The sequence below is a fragment of the Glaciecola sp. KUL10 genome, assembly GCF_003203515.1.
Taxonomy (GTDB): domain Bacteria; phylum Pseudomonadota; class Gammaproteobacteria; order Enterobacterales; family Alteromonadaceae; genus Glaciecola.
This window is the reverse complement of sequence record NZ_BGNG01000011.1, coordinates 44,617-62,178: the sequence shown is the minus strand read 5'-3', so window position 1 is coordinate 62,178 and position 17,562 is coordinate 44,617. Positions and strand designations below refer to the sequence as shown.

General features: G+C 42.7%; 14 protein-coding genes. 5 read left to right on the top strand and 9 right to left on the bottom strand.

Annotated features, from left to right (window positions below; genetic code table 11):
- Positions 1 to 5 precede the first annotated feature (5 nt).
- Genes KUL10_RS15775 through KUL10_RS15750 form a run of 6 tightly spaced genes read right to left on the bottom strand, consistent with a single transcriptional unit; the run spans position 6 to position 7,275 of the window.
- Positions 6 to 1,733, bottom strand: coding sequence for a BatD family protein (locus KUL10_RS15775; RefSeq protein ID WP_110429911.1), 1,728 nt, complete (start codon positions 1,731 to 1,733; stop codon positions 6 to 8).
- Positions 1,733 to 3,709, bottom strand: coding sequence for a VWA domain-containing protein (locus KUL10_RS15770; RefSeq protein ID WP_110429910.1), 1,977 nt, complete (start codon positions 3,707 to 3,709; stop codon positions 1,733 to 1,735). The genes KUL10_RS15775 and KUL10_RS15770 overlap by 1 nt, the downstream gene beginning before the upstream one ends.
- Positions 3,709 to 4,746 carry a VWA domain-containing protein gene (locus KUL10_RS15765; protein ID WP_110429909.1) on the bottom strand — a complete coding sequence of 346 codons (1,038 nt, stop codon included), beginning with the start codon at positions 4,744 to 4,746 and terminating at the stop codon, positions 3,709 to 3,711. The genes KUL10_RS15770 and KUL10_RS15765 overlap by 1 nt, the downstream gene beginning before the upstream one ends.
- Positions 4,739 to 5,290, bottom strand: a complete 552-nt coding sequence (locus KUL10_RS15760) for a DUF4381 domain-containing protein (protein ID WP_110429908.1) — start codon at positions 5,288 to 5,290, stop codon at positions 4,739 to 4,741. The genes KUL10_RS15765 and KUL10_RS15760 overlap by 8 nt, the downstream gene beginning before the upstream one ends.
- A complete protein-coding gene (locus KUL10_RS15755) occupies positions 5,290 to 6,285 on the bottom strand; it encodes a DUF58 domain-containing protein (RefSeq protein WP_110429907.1) in 996 nt (331 codons plus the stop codon). Before KUL10_RS15755 ends, KUL10_RS15760 begins: the two co-directional genes overlap by 1 nt.
- 33 nt (positions 6,286 to 6,318) lie before the next feature.
- The gene (locus tag KUL10_RS15750) at positions 6,319 to 7,275 is read right to left on the bottom strand and encodes a MoxR family ATPase (RefSeq protein WP_110429906.1); all 957 of its coding nucleotides are present in this window, start codon (positions 7,273 to 7,275) and stop codon (positions 6,319 to 6,321) included.
- A 355-nt stretch (positions 7,276 to 7,630) separates the two neighbouring features.
- Between KUL10_RS15750 and fadI the strand changes: the two genes are divergently transcribed.
- The 3 genes from fadI (at position 7,631) to KUL10_RS15735 (ending at position 11,437) form a co-directional block, all read left to right on the top strand.
- Entirely contained in the window at positions 7,631 to 8,941 is a 1,311-nt protein-coding gene (fadI, locus tag KUL10_RS15745) for an acetyl-CoA C-acyltransferase FadI (RefSeq protein ID WP_110429905.1), read from the top strand.
- Entirely contained in the window at positions 8,941 to 11,049 is a 2,109-nt protein-coding gene (gene fadJ, locus KUL10_RS15740; protein ID WP_110429904.1) for a fatty acid oxidation complex subunit alpha FadJ, read from the top strand. The genes fadI and fadJ overlap by 1 nt, the downstream gene beginning before the upstream one ends.
- A gap of 181 nt (positions 11,050 to 11,230) precedes the next feature.
- Positions 11,231 to 11,437 (top strand): hypothetical protein, encoded by a 207-nt coding sequence (locus KUL10_RS15735; RefSeq protein ID WP_110429903.1) that lies wholly within the window; start codon positions 11,231 to 11,233, stop codon positions 11,435 to 11,437.
- Between the two features lie 4 nt (positions 11,438 to 11,441).
- On the opposite strand, the gene KUL10_RS15730 is transcribed toward KUL10_RS15735, so the two are convergent.
- Positions 11,442 to 14,105 (bottom strand): insulinase family protein, encoded by a 2,664-nt coding sequence (locus KUL10_RS15730; RefSeq protein ID WP_110429902.1) that lies wholly within the window; start codon positions 14,103 to 14,105, stop codon positions 11,442 to 11,444.
- 218 nt (positions 14,106 to 14,323) lie between these two features.
- Between KUL10_RS15730 and sixA the strand changes: the two genes are divergently transcribed.
- Together sixA and KUL10_RS15720 are read left to right on the top strand one after the other, a co-directional pair.
- Positions 14,324 to 14,815, top strand: a complete 492-nt coding sequence (gene sixA, locus KUL10_RS15725) for a phosphohistidine phosphatase SixA (RefSeq protein WP_110429901.1) — start codon at positions 14,324 to 14,326, stop codon at positions 14,813 to 14,815.
- 114 nt (positions 14,816 to 14,929) lie between these two features.
- Positions 14,930 to 15,139, top strand: a complete 210-nt coding sequence (locus KUL10_RS15720) for a hypothetical protein (protein ID WP_110429900.1) — start codon at positions 14,930 to 14,932, stop codon at positions 15,137 to 15,139.
- On the opposite strand, the gene KUL10_RS15715 is transcribed toward KUL10_RS15720, so the two are convergent.
- Both KUL10_RS15715 and KUL10_RS15710 read right to left on the bottom strand, forming a co-directional pair.
- Entirely contained in the window at positions 15,136 to 16,428 is a 1,293-nt protein-coding gene (locus KUL10_RS15715) for an HlyC/CorC family transporter (protein ID WP_110429899.1), read from the bottom strand. The genes KUL10_RS15720 and KUL10_RS15715 overlap by 4 nt on opposite strands.
- A 217-nt stretch (positions 16,429 to 16,645) precedes the next feature.
- On the bottom strand, positions 16,646 to 17,467 hold the full coding sequence (locus KUL10_RS15710) for an inner membrane protein YpjD (RefSeq protein ID WP_110429898.1): 822 nt from the start codon (positions 17,465 to 17,467) through the stop codon (positions 16,646 to 16,648).
- Positions 17,468 to 17,562 lie beyond the last annotated feature (95 nt).

Below are 17,562 nucleotides of genomic sequence, written 5' to 3'. Positions count from 1 at the left end.
GTATTTTAAGAATACAGTTTCTGCACGGCAGACGGCTTAGTTTGTTCGAGTAAAACTTGTCTCAACTCGCTCAACTTGTTTTTAAACTCGCTCATATCCACCTGACTGCTTGCGCCATTGGGCGCATATTGAGCCGCTTGCAGTTGATTAAACTGGTCAACTAAAGCTTGAGCATTCAAAGAAGATAAAATGCCGACCGCTGAATGCTGAGACTGACCACTTGCCAATTTTAACCACGAAAGGAGATCGCTTTGGATGCTGCTATTTCGTTTGGCAGCGATGCTAGCTTGCAGTGATTTCCACGCACTTGCTTCATTGTTAGCGCGGGTGTGTATCACTGGGCGTGGTTTGCTTGTGGTTTTTGCTGAAGCTCGCGTCAATATCAAAACAGCGATAACTGCCATTAGTAGCAGATTGACGCTGATTAATACCCAGTGCAGCCAATCTAGTTTTTCAGACTTGATAGCTTGAGTTTCAACACTTGGTCGATCAGCAGGATTAGTAGTTTCAAAGTCTTGCTGAGGACTTTGTGGAAGTGGTGTCGTTTGTGCGATATCACTGGCACTTGATGCCACTACCGTTACACTGCGCGCAGGTAATTTGGCTATTTCGGTTTGTTCTGTGAGTACGTTAAACCAAGGTACGGTGACTTCCGGTAACACAAATGTACCGGGTTCGTTTGGAATCACTGCGATGTTTTCGACACGTTGAGCAAATAAAATATTATTTTGGTCAACCGTTGCAGTGGAAGCTTGGTCAGGATAAGTTTTAAATTGTGGCGGATAATTAGCCGTGATTTCAGGAAGTTGTTCTTCAACCAATCCTGCTGCGGTAAGTGTTAGCGTGCGCGTGATCGGCTCGCCAACCACGAATGTATCTGCGTCACCTTGCCACTCTTCGTTTAGTTGCACAAATTCACTTGGTAGCCAATGTTCGGTGTAGTTTGCAGGTATGGGCTTAACGTTTATTTCTAGGCGAGGGCCACTTCGACTAACACTCTTTGTGCGATTAAAAAAACCAAAGCCTTGGCGGGAATCGGTTAATACTTCGCCTTGAAATAAAGGACCATTGATTGAAAACGTGCCGCTCGATTGCGGGATAATCGCAAAGGTCCTTTCAATCACACGATAGCGTACGCCATTTTGCAGGTCTTGATATTCTTTGTCTTCACCAAGCTGCTTGATCACCGCACCTGCTAATTCAGGAGACTGCAAACTGCCTCGCTGAATATCGCCGGCCATATGAATTTTAACGGTATATTTAATTTGTTGTTGTAAATAAACCTCTGATTTATCGACTTCAGCGGTAACATAAAACTGTCTAGCCTGTTGCCCTTGGCCGCTTGAAACAGGCACTACAAGTACATCAAATGCTTGTGTACTTTGCCCGTCAATCGTAAATGAGGGAATGGTAAAGCGTCCCGTTTCTCTGGGCAGTAGCTGCGTTGTCCACGTAGTGGTTTTGGTGGTGTTAAAATTAATCATTTGAGTTGAACGGCTGATGGATGTGCCGCGTCGATTAAAGTTTTTGTCCAAGGCACTTAAATCAAGATCTGTATTATCGACCTCGCCGGTGGCGGTTATGATTAACTGCAATGATTCATCCAGCATGATCGGGTTTTTATCAACCGATGCAACGATGTTCGTGACGGTTGCTTGCGCCGATAGCGCAAAAAACAAGATAAAATTGATGAAGAAAAAGTGACTAATTTTCACCATAGTACGACTTATCATTACCATTCCTTTTTATTGGCGCTAGGAACGCGCTCACGCTTGCGTTGTTGTGATTCGAGTAACATTTTTCTTTGCAGCAAAAATGCAGGATCGTCAGGTACTTTGTTTAAAAGGACTCGGTCGCGCTGAAGTTGCTCTAATTGTTCGGGAGTGAGCTCTTCTTCGCTTTGTTGAGCTTGGCTCATGCCTGTGGACTCTTCACCGTTTTCTTCTTGCGAGCCCTCTTGTTGACCTTGCTGCTCGTCTTGCTGTTCTTGCTCGGCACTTTGCTCGTTGTCTTGCTCGCCTTGCTGGTCGTTTTGTTGATCACTTTGGTTTTCGCTATTTTGATCTTGCTCTGCGTTTTGTTGCTCACCTTGCTGCTGATTTTGTTGTTCACTGTTATCTTGATCACCATTTTGTTGTTGATCACTCTGCTGTTGTTCGCCTTGGTCGCTATTTTGTGAACTGTCGTTTTGGTCTTGTTCGCCGTCCTGTTGTTCACCATCGCCTTGTTCGGAGTTTTGTTGGTCTTGCTGTTGTTGCTGCTGTTGTTGCTCAAGCAACTCTTCTACAATTTCTTTGTTTTGAAGCGCGTTTTCGTGGTCGCTGTTCTTTGATAACACGTCTTCATATAACTCAAGCGCTGATTGCAGATCGCCTAACTTTGCCAATGCATTGGCTTGATTGTATTGTGCTTCAAGACCTTCGGCTTTTTGGAATTGCTCGAGTGCTGCTTCAAAATTACCTTGTTCATAATACGCAGCACCTTGCCACATAGGATCTTCAAAAAGTTCTGCTGCCGCAGCGAAATCACCTTGTTCAAACGCTCGCTTACCAAGCTGATTTTTAGTTTGAAAAAATTCATTTGCAAAGGGTGCAGGGTTAATAGTCTGCGTGAGGCTCTGTTGGTTCTGCTCTTGAGCAAAAGCAGGCTGATTGGGTTGAATCATCACAACACCTAAAATCAGCGCTAAAATACCTCGTCTAAATGCATAGGCCGCGAGAGGTAAAAATAAAAGTACCACAAAAGCTCCCATATCTTGCCATTGGTCACCTTCACCTAGTATCTCGTCTTCAACTTGTTCTTGATCGAGCAGCATACTCTCGAGTTTCATTGATTGAACATCTGAATCATCCACTGTTAACCCGGTATAACGCACGTTTGGACTACCACTTAACTGTCGAAGATATCTTGATTCAAGCTTTGGAATAACAATATTGCCTCTGTTGTCTTTAAGTAAACTGCCGTCTACTTGCTTGATCGGAGCGCCTGAGTCGGTGCCGACGCCTAAAATAGACACTTGGTAATCGCTTTGTGCGATCAACTCCCTTAACTCATTAACCTCACCAAAGTCTATCCCATCTGTTAACCAATAGATTTCTCCTTTGGTGTAGCCTGCACTGCTCAGTAAACGCTTTGCTTCTTCAAAAGCTGCAATCGGATAGCTACCAGAAACTGGCATAATTTCAGGACGAAGACTGGGCACAAGTGCAGTAATGTTTGAAACATCGGAGGTCAGTGGGCTTACTGTAAATGCATCTCCGGCGTAAACCACCAGTCCGATTTCACCATCTTCAATGCTATTAAGTAGATCGATTACCTTAAACCTTGCGCGTGTCAAACGATCAGGTTTCACGTCAGTTGATCGCATTGATAAAGACATGTCCATGATCACTACTTTACCAGTGTTAACTTGGTAAACAGGTTGTGGCAGTTTTTGCCAAGTTGGTCCCGCTAAGGCAATACAAGCTAAAGTCCAACATAGCGCCAATAGTGTAAACGGTGGCGTGCTGGCTTTCTTATCTTTGCTAATCACCATGTGTTGATATAAATGACTTGCGACAATGCCTTGCCAACCGCTTTTTTTAGCCTCAATTTTCTTTAATAATACTGCAACTATAATTAGTGGCAGGATGGCGTATAACCACTCAGACCGAATAAAATGAAAAGCTTGCCAATCAAAATTCAACAAGTCAGCGCTAAATGAATCCATTACGCAACCTCTTTATTTTCATCGTTTTGTTTGCTTTTGAACATACTAAATCTATTGAATAAATGCCCTAACAGTGTAATCAAGGCGTAAAGGGCGCTTAAGCCTAGTGCGATAATAAGCGGTACATAAAATAAGGCTGTGAGCGGTCTTAATTTTTGACCCTCACCAGCAACAGGTTCTAGCTGGTCGAGTATTTTGTAGATGTTCTCTAATGATTGTGGGTCACGCGCTCTGAAGTATTCGCCGCCGGTGCTTTCGGCAATTCGAGTTAAAAGCGCTTCATCGAGGTCGGCTGAAGGATTCACTCGGCGTTGACCAAAAAAGCTGTTAATAACTTTCTCATCTGCGCCCAAACCAATTGTGTAAATTTTAACGTTGAAGTTCTTTGCAAGTTCGTTGGCTTCTTCTGGTGAGATTCGCCCAGCGGTATTTTGACCATCAGTCATTAACACCAGCACGCGATTGCTGTCTTCGCGGTCGTCAAAACGTTTTACGGCCAAGCCGATTGCATCGCCAATCGCGGTTTTTTCGCCAACCAGCCCAATCACGGTTTCATCCAATAGGGTGGCGACGGTTTCGCGGTCAAAGGTGAGCGGCGCTTGTAAATATGCAGTATCGGCAAATAATATAAGGCCAAGCCGATCACCCACGCGTCGTTTGATAAAGTCAGTCAGTACGCTTTTGGTCATAACCAATCGATCAACTAAGCGACCGTTGATTTCCATGTCTTCCATTTTCATACTGCCCGACAAATCAACCGCAATCATCAAGTCTCGGCCTTCATTGGGTATTGAAACTGGCTCACCTAGCCATTGTGGTCTAGCGGCAGCCGTAATCAATAATATCCAAATTATAGTTGCAAATATGAGTTTAAGTATTGAACTAGTAGCGGCTTGTTGCTGACCTGTTGAGCCTTTAATAAAGCTAGGCACTAACAATGCAGCTGATTGTTGTTGCTGTTTAGCTGGCCATAACAGGCGGACTATTAAAGGTAGCGGTAGTAATGCAAATACATAAGGCCAAGCAAACTCAAACATGTCTTGCCTCCTTCACTACGCTTTGTTTGGGGGGCGTTGCTGATTTAATCCACTGTGAAATATGGCTTACGACGTCTTCGGGATTTGGTTTTTGAGCCTGCTCAGCATTCGCATATAGGGACAATTCATAAGATGCGATAGTTTGAGATAGAGAAGAGGCTTGTTCATCACTTTGTTTACCCTTTGCTATCAGAGAATCATGTAAAAAGTGCGCCCATTTTTGATTGTTTAAACTAGCAACTTGATGCTTGGGCCAATAGGCTATTACACAGCCTTTTAAAATTGCGTGAGCTTCTTGCATGAAGTTGTCAGCATGCTGGTCTAAACCCGCTAAGTTTTGCAATGCTTGGCGCATGCTTAAGGTACGTTTTCGATGTCTTAAGTATGCCCGAATGCCAAATCCAATTGCAATTAAGCTAAGGGCGATCAGCACCCACCATCCCCATGCCAGTGGCCACCATGAAATAGGTTCTCCTAGGGTAACGCCCGCTAGCTGATCAAGCGGATTAGCCTGCTGAGGTGGCGCTTGTAGTTGATTTTGCATCACAATAACACCCCCAAATCAAATTGATTGATCTGTTCTTCGATAGGTTGGCTTGCTGTGATTGAACGCGTTGGGATTTTATAGCGTGAAAATTGCGCTTTGATTTGAGAAAAATGCGCTTGTTGTTGAATTTTATAGTCTTCAAAGGTTTTGCTTTCACCCAACTGAAGTTGTTGACGTGCAAACCCATCGGTAATACTCAGGCTTTGTTTCACGCCTGTATTGGGTAATGACAATTCCATCGGGTCGGACACAACGATAGCTTTAATTTCACAATGACGACTTATCGAACCAATCACATTTAAAGCGGGCTCTGAAAGCGCATTAAAGTCACCAATTAAATAAACCAGTGAACCGGGTTTAGCCAAATACCTTAAGCGTTGAATATTTTTTAAATAAATTTCTTGAGTATCAATTTGATTTAACTGCTTCGATTTATCTTTAAATACATGCTCGTGTGCAGTGTTTTGTGCTTCTAATAAGCCTTGTAAAAGTGCAAGGGCTGATTTGGCTTGCGCTTTAGGTTTGTATTCTTTATCCGCAAGTTCACTGAAAAATAAGCCACCAATTTTATCGCCTCGTTTAACTGCATTCCAAATAATGAAAGATGCAAGGTGACTCGCTTGTACTGATTTGCATAAATACTCGGTTCCAAAGTGCATTGAGCGCATAAAATCCAACATGACAAACACGGGACGTTCGCGTTCTTCGCGATACACTTTTGTATGAGTCTTTCCCGTTCTTGCCGTCACGCGCCAGTCAATCGCGCGGATGTCGTCACCCGGCTGATAGTGCCGAGCTTCATCAAACTCCATACCGCGGCCCTTTATTTTTGAACGCTCAGACCCCGACAAAGCGCCCGCGATATCTCGACTAGGTGATAAATTTAGGCGGTTGGCAAAGTTTCGATAGGCAATTAATTCAGGCAAGTCGACTAGCACACCATTAGTTTGGTACTTGTCTAACCATTGTTGTATCTGATTGGCCATCTGCATGGTAGCGTTTTACCTCTTAATCAAAGATGCTTTCTATGCAGTTGGCACGAGGGCTAAGATTTCATCTAACACCTTATTGGCATTTACGCCCTCAGCCTGAGCTTGATAGCTCAAAATGATTCGGTGCCTAAGCACATTGTGAACGACCGCTTGCACATCGTCAGGTGCGACAAAGTCACGACCGGCTAACCATGCATGTGCCCGCGCGCAACGTTCGAGCGCAATAGTGGCACGCGGGCTTGCGCCTATTTCAATCCATTGAGCCAATGAATCGCTGTAACCAGCAGGTTTTCGAGTCGCCATGATCAATTGTACTATGTAAGTCTCTAAGCTTTCTGACACATGCATATTCATAATATCAAGACGCGCTTTGTTGATATCTAATTGACTGAGCTTGTCAACAATTTTACTCGGAGTTTTAATTGCTTCGCCTCTCGTGAGGCGCAAAATTTCTAATTCGGTGTCAGCGCCGGGATAGTCTATTTCGACATGCATTAAAAAACGGTCGAGTTGCGCTTCAGGTAGAGGGTAAGTACCTTCTTGTTCAAGCGGGTTTTGCGTTGCCATTACTAAAAACAATTCTGGAAGTGGATAAGTAGTGTTGCCTACTGTTATTTGGCGTTCTGCCATTGCCTCTAACAAAGCCGACTGCACTTTAGCAGGGGCACGGTTGATTTCATCTGCCAAGACTAGGTTGTGAAATAAAGGGCCCTTTTGGAAAATAAATTGGCCAGTTTCCGGTCGATAGATATCTGTACCAGTTAAATCTGCGGGCAACAAGTCTGGGGTAAATTGAACGCGATGAAAGTCAGCCTCTATGCCGTCTGATAAGGCATTAACCGCACGTGTCTTTGCAAGCCCTGGTGGTCCTTCAACGAGTAAGTGACCGTCTGCCAATAGTGCAATAAGAATACTTTGCGTGAGCGTGGCTTGCCCGATTACTTGAGAGTCAAGGTGCGCCTGAAGTTGTTTAAATTGAGTAACTGCCATCTATCTACCTTAGTTGGTTTTTATTCACATGTTTATATGGTCGTGCGTTTATCTTTAAGCGTGATATTTCTTTAGGGGAAATAAGCGCTAGCACAAATAAGTGATGTATTTTTGTACACTTCTAGTAGTCTGCTACTGTTAAAGCAACGTATCTAAGCTACTTTTATATGTGGATGTTATTTCGAATTACAACATCTGACTAAATAAAAAGTAATTGGTTCGCAATGAGTATAAATTGACAGTAATTTTATTTTTAAATCAGTAATTTACGAATGTGTTTGAAATCGTGCGTGGGTTTTGACACAATAACTGGCTAGAGGTCTGACCAGATGATCGATAATTCCAAGGAATAACAATGGCTAAAACTCAGAATTTAAAAACCCAAAGTGGTGACCGCATTGCGGTTGTGGCGGGTTTACGTACACCTTTCGCGAAAATGGCAACTAACTTTCATGGTGTTCCTGCCGTTGATTTAGGCAAAATGGTAGTGAACGAATTGTTACTGAAACACGATGTTGACCCTGCAATTGTAGAGCAACTTGTTTACGGTCAAGTCGTGCAGATGCCTGAAGCCCCCAATATTGCTCGCGAAATTGTACTTGGAACTGGCATGGGCGTTCATACTGACGCTTACAGTGTATCAAGAGCTTGTGCAACAAGCTTCCAGTCTGCTGCAAATATTGCAGAGTCAATGCTCGTTGGAAATATCGAAGTCGGTATAGCCGGTGGTGCAGATTCCACGTCGGTGTCGCCAATCGGCGTTTCAAAACGCCTTGCAAGAGCGCTAGTCGACCTACAAAAAACAAAAACGATGGGGCAAAAGCTCAATGTGCTTAAAAAACTAAGCATGAAAGACTTATTGCCAGTACCGCCAGCAGTTGCCGAATACTCAACAGGTTTGTCGATGGGGCAGACCGCTGAACAAATGGCAAAAACCCATGGCATTACTCGCCAAGCTCAAGATGAACTTGCGCATCGCTCGCACAGCCTCGCTGCTCAAAACTGGGAAGCGGGTAATCTTGACGGCGAAGTCATGACTGCCTACCCAGAACCTTATAAAGCGCCGTTTAGTCGTGACAATAATGTGCGTTTCGATTCAAAAGTTGAAGGTTACGCAAAACTGCGCCCTGTATTTGATAAAAAGCACGGCTCGGTAACAGCTGCCAACGCTACGCCGCTAACCGACGGAGCCTCTGCTATTTTAATGATGACTGAAAGCCGCGCAAAAGCTTTGGGTTATCAGCCAATTGGATATATCAAGAGCTATGCTTTCTCGGCTATCGACGTTTGGGAAGATATGCTAATGGGACCATCTTACGCGTCACCTATTGCGCTCGATAGAGCAGGTATGACCTTAAATGACATTACACTTATCGAGATGCATGAAGCCTTTGCAGCGCAAACGCTTGCGAATGTCAAAATGTTTGCAAGTGATAAGTTTGCAAAAGAAAAGCTAGGCCGTGATAAAGCGACTGGCGAAATCGATATGGATAAGTTCAATGTAATGGGAAGCTCATTGGCATATGGACACCCATTTGCAGCAACCGGCACGCGTATGATCACGCAAATGCTTAACGAATTAAATAGAAGAGGCGGCGGCACGGGCTTGTTAACAGCATGTGCGGCAGGTGGCTTAGGTGCAGCAATGATCGTGGAGACAGAATAATGAGCGCATTTACTTTACAAAAAAATGACAACGGCGTTGCTGTATTAACCATGGATGTGCCTGGCGAAACCATGAACACTTTAAAAGGTGATTTTGGTGCTGAAATCGATGCGTTACTAAAAGACATTGAAAGTGACAATGACATCAAAGGTGTTGTGCTTGTCAGTGGCAAGAAAGACTCATTTGTCGCCGGCGCTGACATCACCATGCTTGAAGCGTGCGAAAGCGCAGCCGATGCCGAAACTTTATCAAAACAGGGCCAAGAAGTATTCGATCGCATCGAGGCGTCTCGCAAGACCTTTGTCGCTGCGATCCATGGTCCAGCCTTAGGTGGTGGTCTAGAGCTAGCACTAGCCTGTCATTACCGAGTGTGCTCAGACAGCACTAAGACTCAACTCGGCCTGCCAGAAGTTCAACTTGGCTTGTTACCAGGTTCGGGTGGTACGCAGCGTCTACCAAAACTCATTGGCGTGCAAACAGCGATGAAAATGATGCTGACGGGCAGTCCAGCACGCGCAAAACAAGCCAAGAAGTATGGCATCGTCGATGATGTAGTGCCTGAGTCAGTATTGGTTGAAGTGGCAACCAAGTTAGCGCTTAAGTCACCTAAAAAGCGCGAAGCCAAGAAAGACATGACTGCTAAAGTACTTGAAAATACGGGCTTTGGTCGTAACTTCTTATTCAAAAAAGCACGCGAAGCGACACTCGCGAAGACTCAAGGCAACTATCCTGCACCGATGGCGATCATCGATTGTATTGAAGCGGGCCTAGATAATTCAGCAAAAGGTTATGCAACTGAAGCACGCAAGTTTGGCGAGCTTTGCATGACACCAGAGTCAAAGCAATTGCGCGGAATTTTCTTTGCAACCACTGATATGAAAAAAGAATCAGGTGTTGAAGGTGTCGACCCAGCGAAAGTAAACAAAGTAGGCGTATTAGGCGGTGGCTTGATGGGCGGTGGCATTGCGTTTGTTACAGCAACAAAAGCCAAAGTGCCAGCTCGTATCAAAGACATTGTCCCAGAAGGCATTGCTGGTGCGCTTAAATACAGCTACGACATCTTGAACAAGAAAGTTAAAAAGCGTCATATGCTTCATTCGCAAATGCAAAAACAGATGGCTAATTTAACGGGGTGTTTGGATTACAGCGGCTACAAAGACATCGATATGGTGATCGAAGCCGTGTTTGAAGATCTAGGTTTGAAGCAAAAAATGGTCGCGGACATTGAAGAACAGTGCAAAGACTCAACGATTTTTGCATCTAATACATCGTCGATTCCGATCGGCGAAATTGCCGCTAACGCAACTCGTCCCGAAAACGTAGTCGGTTTACACTACTTTTCGCCTGTAGACAAAATGCCGCTTGCAGAAGTAATTCCTCATGAGGGTACATCACAAGAAACAATTTCAACGACTGTTGAGTTTGCAAAGAAACAAGGTAAAACCCCAATCGTTGTCAAAGACGGCGCGGGTTTCTACGTGAATAGAATCTTAGCCCCCTACATGAGTGAAGCTGGCTTTATTGCAGTAGACGGTCAGTCGTTGAAATCAATAGACAAAGCCATTGTTAAGTTCGGTTTCCCGGTTGGTCCATTTAAACTGCTTGATGAAGTCGGTATCGATGTCGGGACTAAAATCATCCCAATCTTGAAAGGCCAATTTGGTGAGCGTTTTAACTCACCAGATGCATTTGATAAGTTATTAGAGAACGATCGCAAGGGTAAGAAAAACAAATCTGGCTTTTATGATTACTCTGGTAAAGATGCAGGCAAGAAAATCGACGAGTCAGTTTATAAACTGTTGGGCGTTGAGCCAAATGAGAAGCTTTCAAAAGATACTATCGTAGAAAGATGTTTATTAATGATGTTGAACGAAGCGGCTATGTGTCTTGAAGAAGGTGTTATTCGCAATCCTCGTGACGGCGACATCGGCGCTATCTTTGGCATTGGCTTTCCGCCGTTCTTGGGTGGTCCATTTAGATATATGGATACGCTAGGGCTTGATCACCTTGTTCAGCGTTTAGAGCATTATGCATCGACATACTCTGACAAGTACGAACCTGCACAAATATTGTTAGATATGAAGGCAGAAAATAAAACGTTTTATTAAACTTTTGTTTCAAAAATGTAAATTAGCCGACTTTGGTCGGCTTTTTTATACCTAATGCTCAATATTCACACCATTTATGTCCGAATTTGATACTATACTGACACTTCATCGAGCGCTGACGTGCTTGTGAAGCCCGCCAATAAGTGGGTTTAAACTAAAATGTGTATATATAGGGCTTATTATGGTTATCTTCAGTGTAGCGGTAATAATCTTTGCTTTGTTTGCAGCTTATTACTATGTGCAAGCCTTTAAATACGCAATGAATCAAAAGGCGTGGTTGGCAGTGGGTATAATACTAGGGCCGATGGCTTTACCCATGTTTAACATCTCTAAAACAATGAGTGTGCGCAGAGCGATAGGCTTCGAAAACGTCTATTGGCGAGTTTAAAGCGTTATTGTTCTGGAAACGCCAACAGCGTTAGTAGTCGATAACTCTTTTGATGATTGAGGTTATCTAGCGCAACATTTACTTTATTAAGGTTTAGCTCGGCTAAGCCTTTTTTTATTCTTTCGTCTTCTTTTTCTGGTGCATCACTGTCTAAGCTCAGCCATTGCTTTTGAGCAAACTGGCTTTGGTTGGTGTGAGTGACAGAAAACTGATCTTGTAGGGTTTTAATTAGGTCGTTCACACGGCGTTTACTCAGGTTTGTATTATCAATGATTTCAGATAACTCTTCTAAAATAGCCGCTTGTAGCTGTCGGGCATCGGTTTTCGGCGATTGCACATAGATAGAAAGGCCTGGGTGGCCGTTGATTGGCATAAACCCACATCCAACCATATATCCAAGTTTTCTCTTATTTCGCAGACCATCAAACAATAGTGCAGACAATAGCTTTTCTAGCATGATCACCAAAACAGTTTGCTCAGTAGATGCTTCAGGTGCTTGAAAATAGCAGATGCAGGCGTGTTCACTTCCTGTAGTGCAGATATTTAACTCTGAATTAGGCTTATCAAGCAAGTTAACATTTCTTTTATTCCTAGTAAAACGCTTATCAAGCCTCTTGCCTGTGCAAACTAGCTCTAATATTGATGAATGAAAACTGAGGGTTTGTTGCTCACTTACACAGCCAGCAATTAAGGTTTCCATAAACGGATATTGCCAGTATTGCTTGGTGCGCTCTTCAACTTTTTTTGCGGTGATACATGGAAGAATGCTCAAAACCTCGCTATGAGCATAAGTATTGGGTTGAAGACGACAGTTTAATTCAAAAAACAAGCGATTAACGGGCTTATTTAGCAAGGCGTTTTCTAAGCTACTTTGCATTTTTTTGACGGCTTTTTCTAAGTCAGTTTGCTCAAATTTAAAATTGATAATTGCTAGTATTACAGCTTGAGCAAAGACTCTTTGTTTATCCGCAAAACCACTGACATGTAGACTGAGGCCCGCCTGATGTCCATAGAGTTTATAATGCAAACCTGCAAAGTCTGCGTGCCCAAATTCAGTTTCTAAGTACTCATTGACCATCGAGAGCCATAGCTTTTTAACAGTGAGCGCTTCTGGGCTACCAACCATACCAGGGTGTTCAATTGATAGGTAAATATCGGACTTATAGTGACCATATTCATTGTTGTAAGCCAACCAACATGACGACTCACCTTTCACTAGTCGTGAAATCTCTCTGATTTGAGGATAATCAGGCGTTTTGTATAAATCAGGCATATATCGGTTGGGAGGTGAAAGCTCAAAACGCTTAATTTGTTCGCCGACATTTTTCGCAAAGGCTTCAATATCGAGTGGATCGATTGAATAAGGTACATGATAGTAGGGAGAGTGGCGATCAGTCTGAACATCGCAAGAGATGTGATAAACCCGAACAGTTTGCGGATGCATGCAAGCAAGTACGTTTTTAATAGCCGAAAGCGCTTGTGGTTCACTATTGCCATTTATATCTAAACGAGTATCACTTTTTAACAACTCATTGAGTGGCTCTTTGTGAAGCCTTGAAGCAATCGCAGTCGCCTCGTCGATAGGAGCAGGAGGATCAGATAACACGCTTTGCATGCCCAATTGCTGTGCTTTTTCCTCTATTTGCCATGTTTGAATAAGTTCAGTTTCACATTGCTCAATAAACACAAACACCGCGGCAAGGATAGCATTTAGGTTTTTATCTCCCTCAACAGTCAATCTTAGGTTTATTGAAAACTCTTGGTAATTAGATCCGCTAAGCGCACCACCCGCAGATAAATCTTCACACCAATTTCGTTGTTTTAAATATTGTTTTAAACCTTTTTTGGCGCTGTCTTCAAGGATATGAGCTAAGACAAGTAATGGCTTGTAGTGCTGAAGGTCATCAATATTAGGCAAACAAAAGGTAATAATTGCGTTGCGTGTTGATTTATACGGCTTGACTCTAATTATTTTTTGTAACTGATCTTGCTCGTACAATTTGATATCTGCAGCGCGATTTTCGAGTATCGCTAAGCTACTTTGTTGATGCGTTGGAAATGACTCGAGCAGCGTAATTATTTGCTTTTCATGTTTGCTTCTTTCGCTATCACTTAGGCGAGCAGGTAGCACCACACTCACCTTAATATTCTGTCCAAACACGTGCTGTTGATGATACTGATTTAAAAGTGTGACTAAACCTGATAAAGAATATTCAGAAAATGCTTCTTGACTACCGACGCTAAAACGATAAAAAGGATGCTTGGGGTTAACGGTGTGTTTGTGCACGTCATATAAGCGGCGAACATCGTCGTTGAGTCGCATTTTAAACTCAGCATCGATCGCAGAAATCTCTCGTTCAACACCCAATTCGCTATACATGGGATTGAGAATCATGTCGATAAGCTGTTCAAGTGCATTTAAAAATACTGATGGCGCGCAATCAAAATGAAAGTTTGTTAGCTCAGAACTGGTCCAAGCATTTATATAGCCTCTGTTTTTGCTCAAAAGCTCATGTAAATCATTACCTTTGGCATGGTTTTCGCTTGAAGCAAACATCATGTGCTCAAATAAATGGGCGAGACCAGGGCAGTTTTCAGGATCATTAAAATGACCTGCTTGAATAGACATTGATAAAGCAGCTTTATTGGCAGTGTCACTATTAATCAAGCACACTTGCAAATTGTTGGAACAGGTAATATCTGTATAGGTAGCTGATTGTCGGCGCGATATTATCAAGCGTAACCTCTGTGTCTTAAGCGCTTTTTATTGTAAAGATAAAGCACCACTTTACGCAGTACTGATATCTGTTGTGCAGTGTGAGTTTGACCAAGCAAATGGTAGCTTCGCTCTGCTTTTTATTTGTTAACTAAAAGACCCAAGACAAAATGTATATATTCATCATGCGGCATGGCGAGGCAGAACCATATAGAGACGGTGACAAAAGTCGCCAGTTAACCAGTTTTGGTACAACTCAAGCCGAACATGCAGCAAAGTGGATTTTTAAACAGTTAAAAGAGTTATCGGCAGAAAATGAAATTCTCGACACTGCTTTTGTAAGTCCATATACAAGAACACTGCAAACACTCGAAGCGGTCAAGACAAGCGTCAGTATTGCAGATGTTCAAACTCAGTCGATGATTACCCCCATGGGAGACGCAGAAGATGTGCAAGACTACATTGATGCGTATAGCCAATTACAGCCTACTTTGCAATTTATGCTGATTGTTAGTCATATGCCACTAGTGAGCTTATTGGCAGATAAGTTATGCGTTGGATTTAACGCGAAAATCTTTGATACGGCAGATATTTTGTTGATTGATTATGACCCAATCGAAGGTAAAGGAAAGCAAGTCTCTTTTTATCAAAGCCTTACCTAATGCGCACGAAAGGTATGGTTACACATAATTGAATAGCGTTTAGTTTTGCGGCATTCAACCGATATAAACTACAGCACTTAGGCATAAACATAGCGTTGTAGAAGTAATTAAAGCATGAAAAAGTCGTTACCCGCCGTTTTATTCAGTTCGTTAGAGCAGCACGCAAAGGCTGCTGATATCGAATATGATGACGAACTCGCGGATATTATGGATAAACTAAGCGATCTAAATTCAAAGGTTGAAGCTTTGAAGGCAAGAGCGCGTGCTAAAAAAGAAAACAGCAACGTGGTGGACATCAGTAGTCGCCGTGCTGCCAAATACTAACTACTCACTTGCGACGGCTCTCCTCTGTAATAACTTGGAATAATCCTGACTGTCTTTATCATATTTCCGCTAATATCGACTATCTCAATAGGATAACCGGCTAATCGCAAACTGATGTTGTTTTCTGGAATTTCTTCTAAGTATTCTAAAATCAAACCATTTAGGGTTTTTGGACCTTCGGTAGGAAACACCCAATCCATTTCTTTATTGAGTTCTCTGACGTTGGCACTGCCGTCGACCAAAAAGCTTCCGTCTTGTTGTGGAATCGCTTCTTTACTGTAATCAGGCAACATTGTTGTGGTGAAATCGCCTATGATTTCTTCAAGAATATCCTCTAGTGTAACAAGTCCTTGAATATCTCCGTATTCATCCACTACCAGACCAATGCGTTCACGTTCCGCTTGGAACTTATACATTAAGGTATGTAGCGGGGTTGAATCTGGAGTGAAGTAAATTTCTTTAACCGCTCTAAGCAGGGTAGCTTTGGTAAACTGATCTTTAGAAAGTAGTCGCAGGGCGTCTCGAACATGAACAAACCCAACGGCATCATCAATAGTATCTCTAAACAACAGCACCCGAGTGTGCTGGGAATGGGTTAATTGCTTTTGAATAATCTTCCAATCGTCATTGATGTCGATGGCATAGATATCACTGCGCGGTACCATGATATCTTCAGCAGTCACGTTTTCTAAATCTAAGATGCTCACTAGCATATCTTGGTGCTTTTGAGGGATCATACTGCCAGCTTCATGAACGACTGTGCGCAACTCTTCTCTGCTTAATGAGTCACCAGATCCGCCAAGAGGGCTTATTCTGAGTATTGTTAATACCGCATTTGTAAAGCCGTTTACTAAGTAGACAAATGGCGTAAATATGACTAATAAAGGCGTGAGTATTATCGAACTCGGAAAGGCAAACTTTTCAGGATAAAGCGCAGCAAGCGTTTTTGGGGTAACTTCGGCAAAGACAAGAATGATAATAGTCAGTGCAACCAATGCGACCAATGGGCCATAAATATCGCCAAATAATCGATTACATATTATCCCAGCTACCAATGATGCAGCTATATTGACTATGTTGTTGCCAATCAATATTAAACCGATGAGCTTGTCAGTGCGATCTAGAAGCTTTTGTACACGAATAGCCGCCCGATTCCCTTCATTGGCAAGGTGCTTCAGTTTGTATCGGTTAATAGACATCATGCCTGTTTCTGAACTTGAGAAATAGGCGGAGAGCAGAATTAGTAACGCGAGTATGGCAAATAGCGTACTAAGGGGAATATCGTCCAATTAAGGATCCTTGTGTTCGACTTAGATTGAGTAATTTACACAGAAATTATCAACTTTTCACGTTTTTTATATCACGTTTTAAAATTGATGTTTATGACGCTTATTTTTCGTGTTGAACACTCTAGTTGGTTAAATGTTGTTTGCTACAAGTTAAGCGCAAATAGGGGGACGTTACTCTGAACTACTCAATCTTGCGGCAAAAAACAAAGGGCTTTAATCAAAGAATAAATTCACTAACAATTCTGCTGCCAAAATACGCAAGCGTTAAAAGCCCGAGGCCAATAAAATTAACCACGACTAATATTCGAGACCTCAAGCCCCATTTTTTGTGTACGACGAGCGCCACCAGATAAGTTGTAAAAGACAATAAGGATAGCAGTGTTTTATGTGCATACCCGTCGGCAAACATATTGGGAATGAAAATAAAGCCACTTATCAATGAAATAAAAAGCAAACTCGCACCTGCAACCATGAGTTTTTCTAAAACTTGTTCTACCAAAATCAGCGGAGGAAGGGTTTTATTCATCAAATGCAGTTTTTTGGTTTTTAACTGATGGCTAATAAAAGACAACTGCACGGCATATAAAAAGCAAATACTTAGCGTACCAAAAGCAAATAGTGACAACACTATATGGCCAACAAGTCCTGCAGACATCGATGATACGATCTTGTCACTGTTCGGAGCCATTACCAATAGACTGACAAACAATGCTGATACACCGCAAACCACCGGTAAAAACAAATGATTTTTGATGTACTTGTTAGTAACTAACATCGTGATCGTCACCAAAAGGCTAAGGGCTGCGGCGACGTGAGCAATGCTTAGAGAGTGACTTTCAGATGAAAGCGAAAATAGTGTGACGAGTATTGCATGACCAAAACAAGCGGCTGCCATTAAGTAAAAGCCTAAACTAAGCGCTGAGTGGTTTGAATCTGTAGACGAATGATTGGCGAATAATCGTTTTCCGAGTACAAAAGCTGCTAATAAATACAGAATCAAAGTAGGGAAAAATACCGCGTATGTGCCGGTTGCTAGCATCTAAATCAGTTCCGTCTTTTCATGGGTGATGGTTTTATCAACAGTTGCATAAACACTTAAAATGCAGCGCGTGTGCTCATTTGTTTACTTCGCTG

Excerpts from the sequence above, each read along its gene's own strand:
- KUL10_RS15775 (WP_110429911.1), bottom strand. The coding sequence starts at position 1,733 with ATGATAAGTCGTACTATGGTGAAAATTAGTCACTTTTTCTTCATCAAT.
- KUL10_RS15770 (WP_110429910.1), bottom strand. The coding sequence starts at position 3,709 with ATGGATTCATTTAGCGCTGACTTGTTGAATTTTGATTGGCAAGCTTTT.
- KUL10_RS15765 (WP_110429909.1), bottom strand. The coding sequence starts at position 4,746 with ATGTTTGAGTTTGCTTGGCCTTATGTATTTGCATTACTACCGCTACCT.
- KUL10_RS15760 (WP_110429908.1), bottom strand. The coding sequence starts at position 5,290 with ATGCAAAATCAACTACAAGCGCCACCTCAGCAGGCTAATCCGCTTGAT.
- KUL10_RS15755 (WP_110429907.1), bottom strand. The coding sequence starts at position 6,285 with ATGCAGATGGCCAATCAGATACAACAATGGTTAGACAAGTACCAAACT.
- KUL10_RS15750 (WP_110429906.1), bottom strand. The coding sequence starts at position 7,275 with ATGGCAGTTACTCAATTTAAACAACTTCAGGCGCACCTTGACTCTCAA.
- fadI (WP_110429905.1), top strand. The coding sequence starts at position 7,631 with ATGGCTAAAACTCAGAATTTAAAAACCCAAAGTGGTGACCGCATTGCG.
- fadJ (WP_110429904.1), top strand. The coding sequence starts at position 8,941 with ATGAGCGCATTTACTTTACAAAAAAATGACAACGGCGTTGCTGTATTA.
- KUL10_RS15735 (WP_110429903.1), top strand. The coding sequence starts at position 11,231 with ATGGTTATCTTCAGTGTAGCGGTAATAATCTTTGCTTTGTTTGCAGCT.
- sixA (WP_110429901.1), top strand. The coding sequence starts at position 14,324 with ATGTATATATTCATCATGCGGCATGGCGAGGCAGAACCATATAGAGAC.
- KUL10_RS15720 (WP_110429900.1), top strand. The coding sequence starts at position 14,930 with ATGAAAAAGTCGTTACCCGCCGTTTTATTCAGTTCGTTAGAGCAGCAC.
- KUL10_RS15710 (WP_110429898.1), bottom strand. The coding sequence starts at position 17,467 with ATGCTAGCAACCGGCACATACGCGGTATTTTTCCCTACTTTGATTCTG.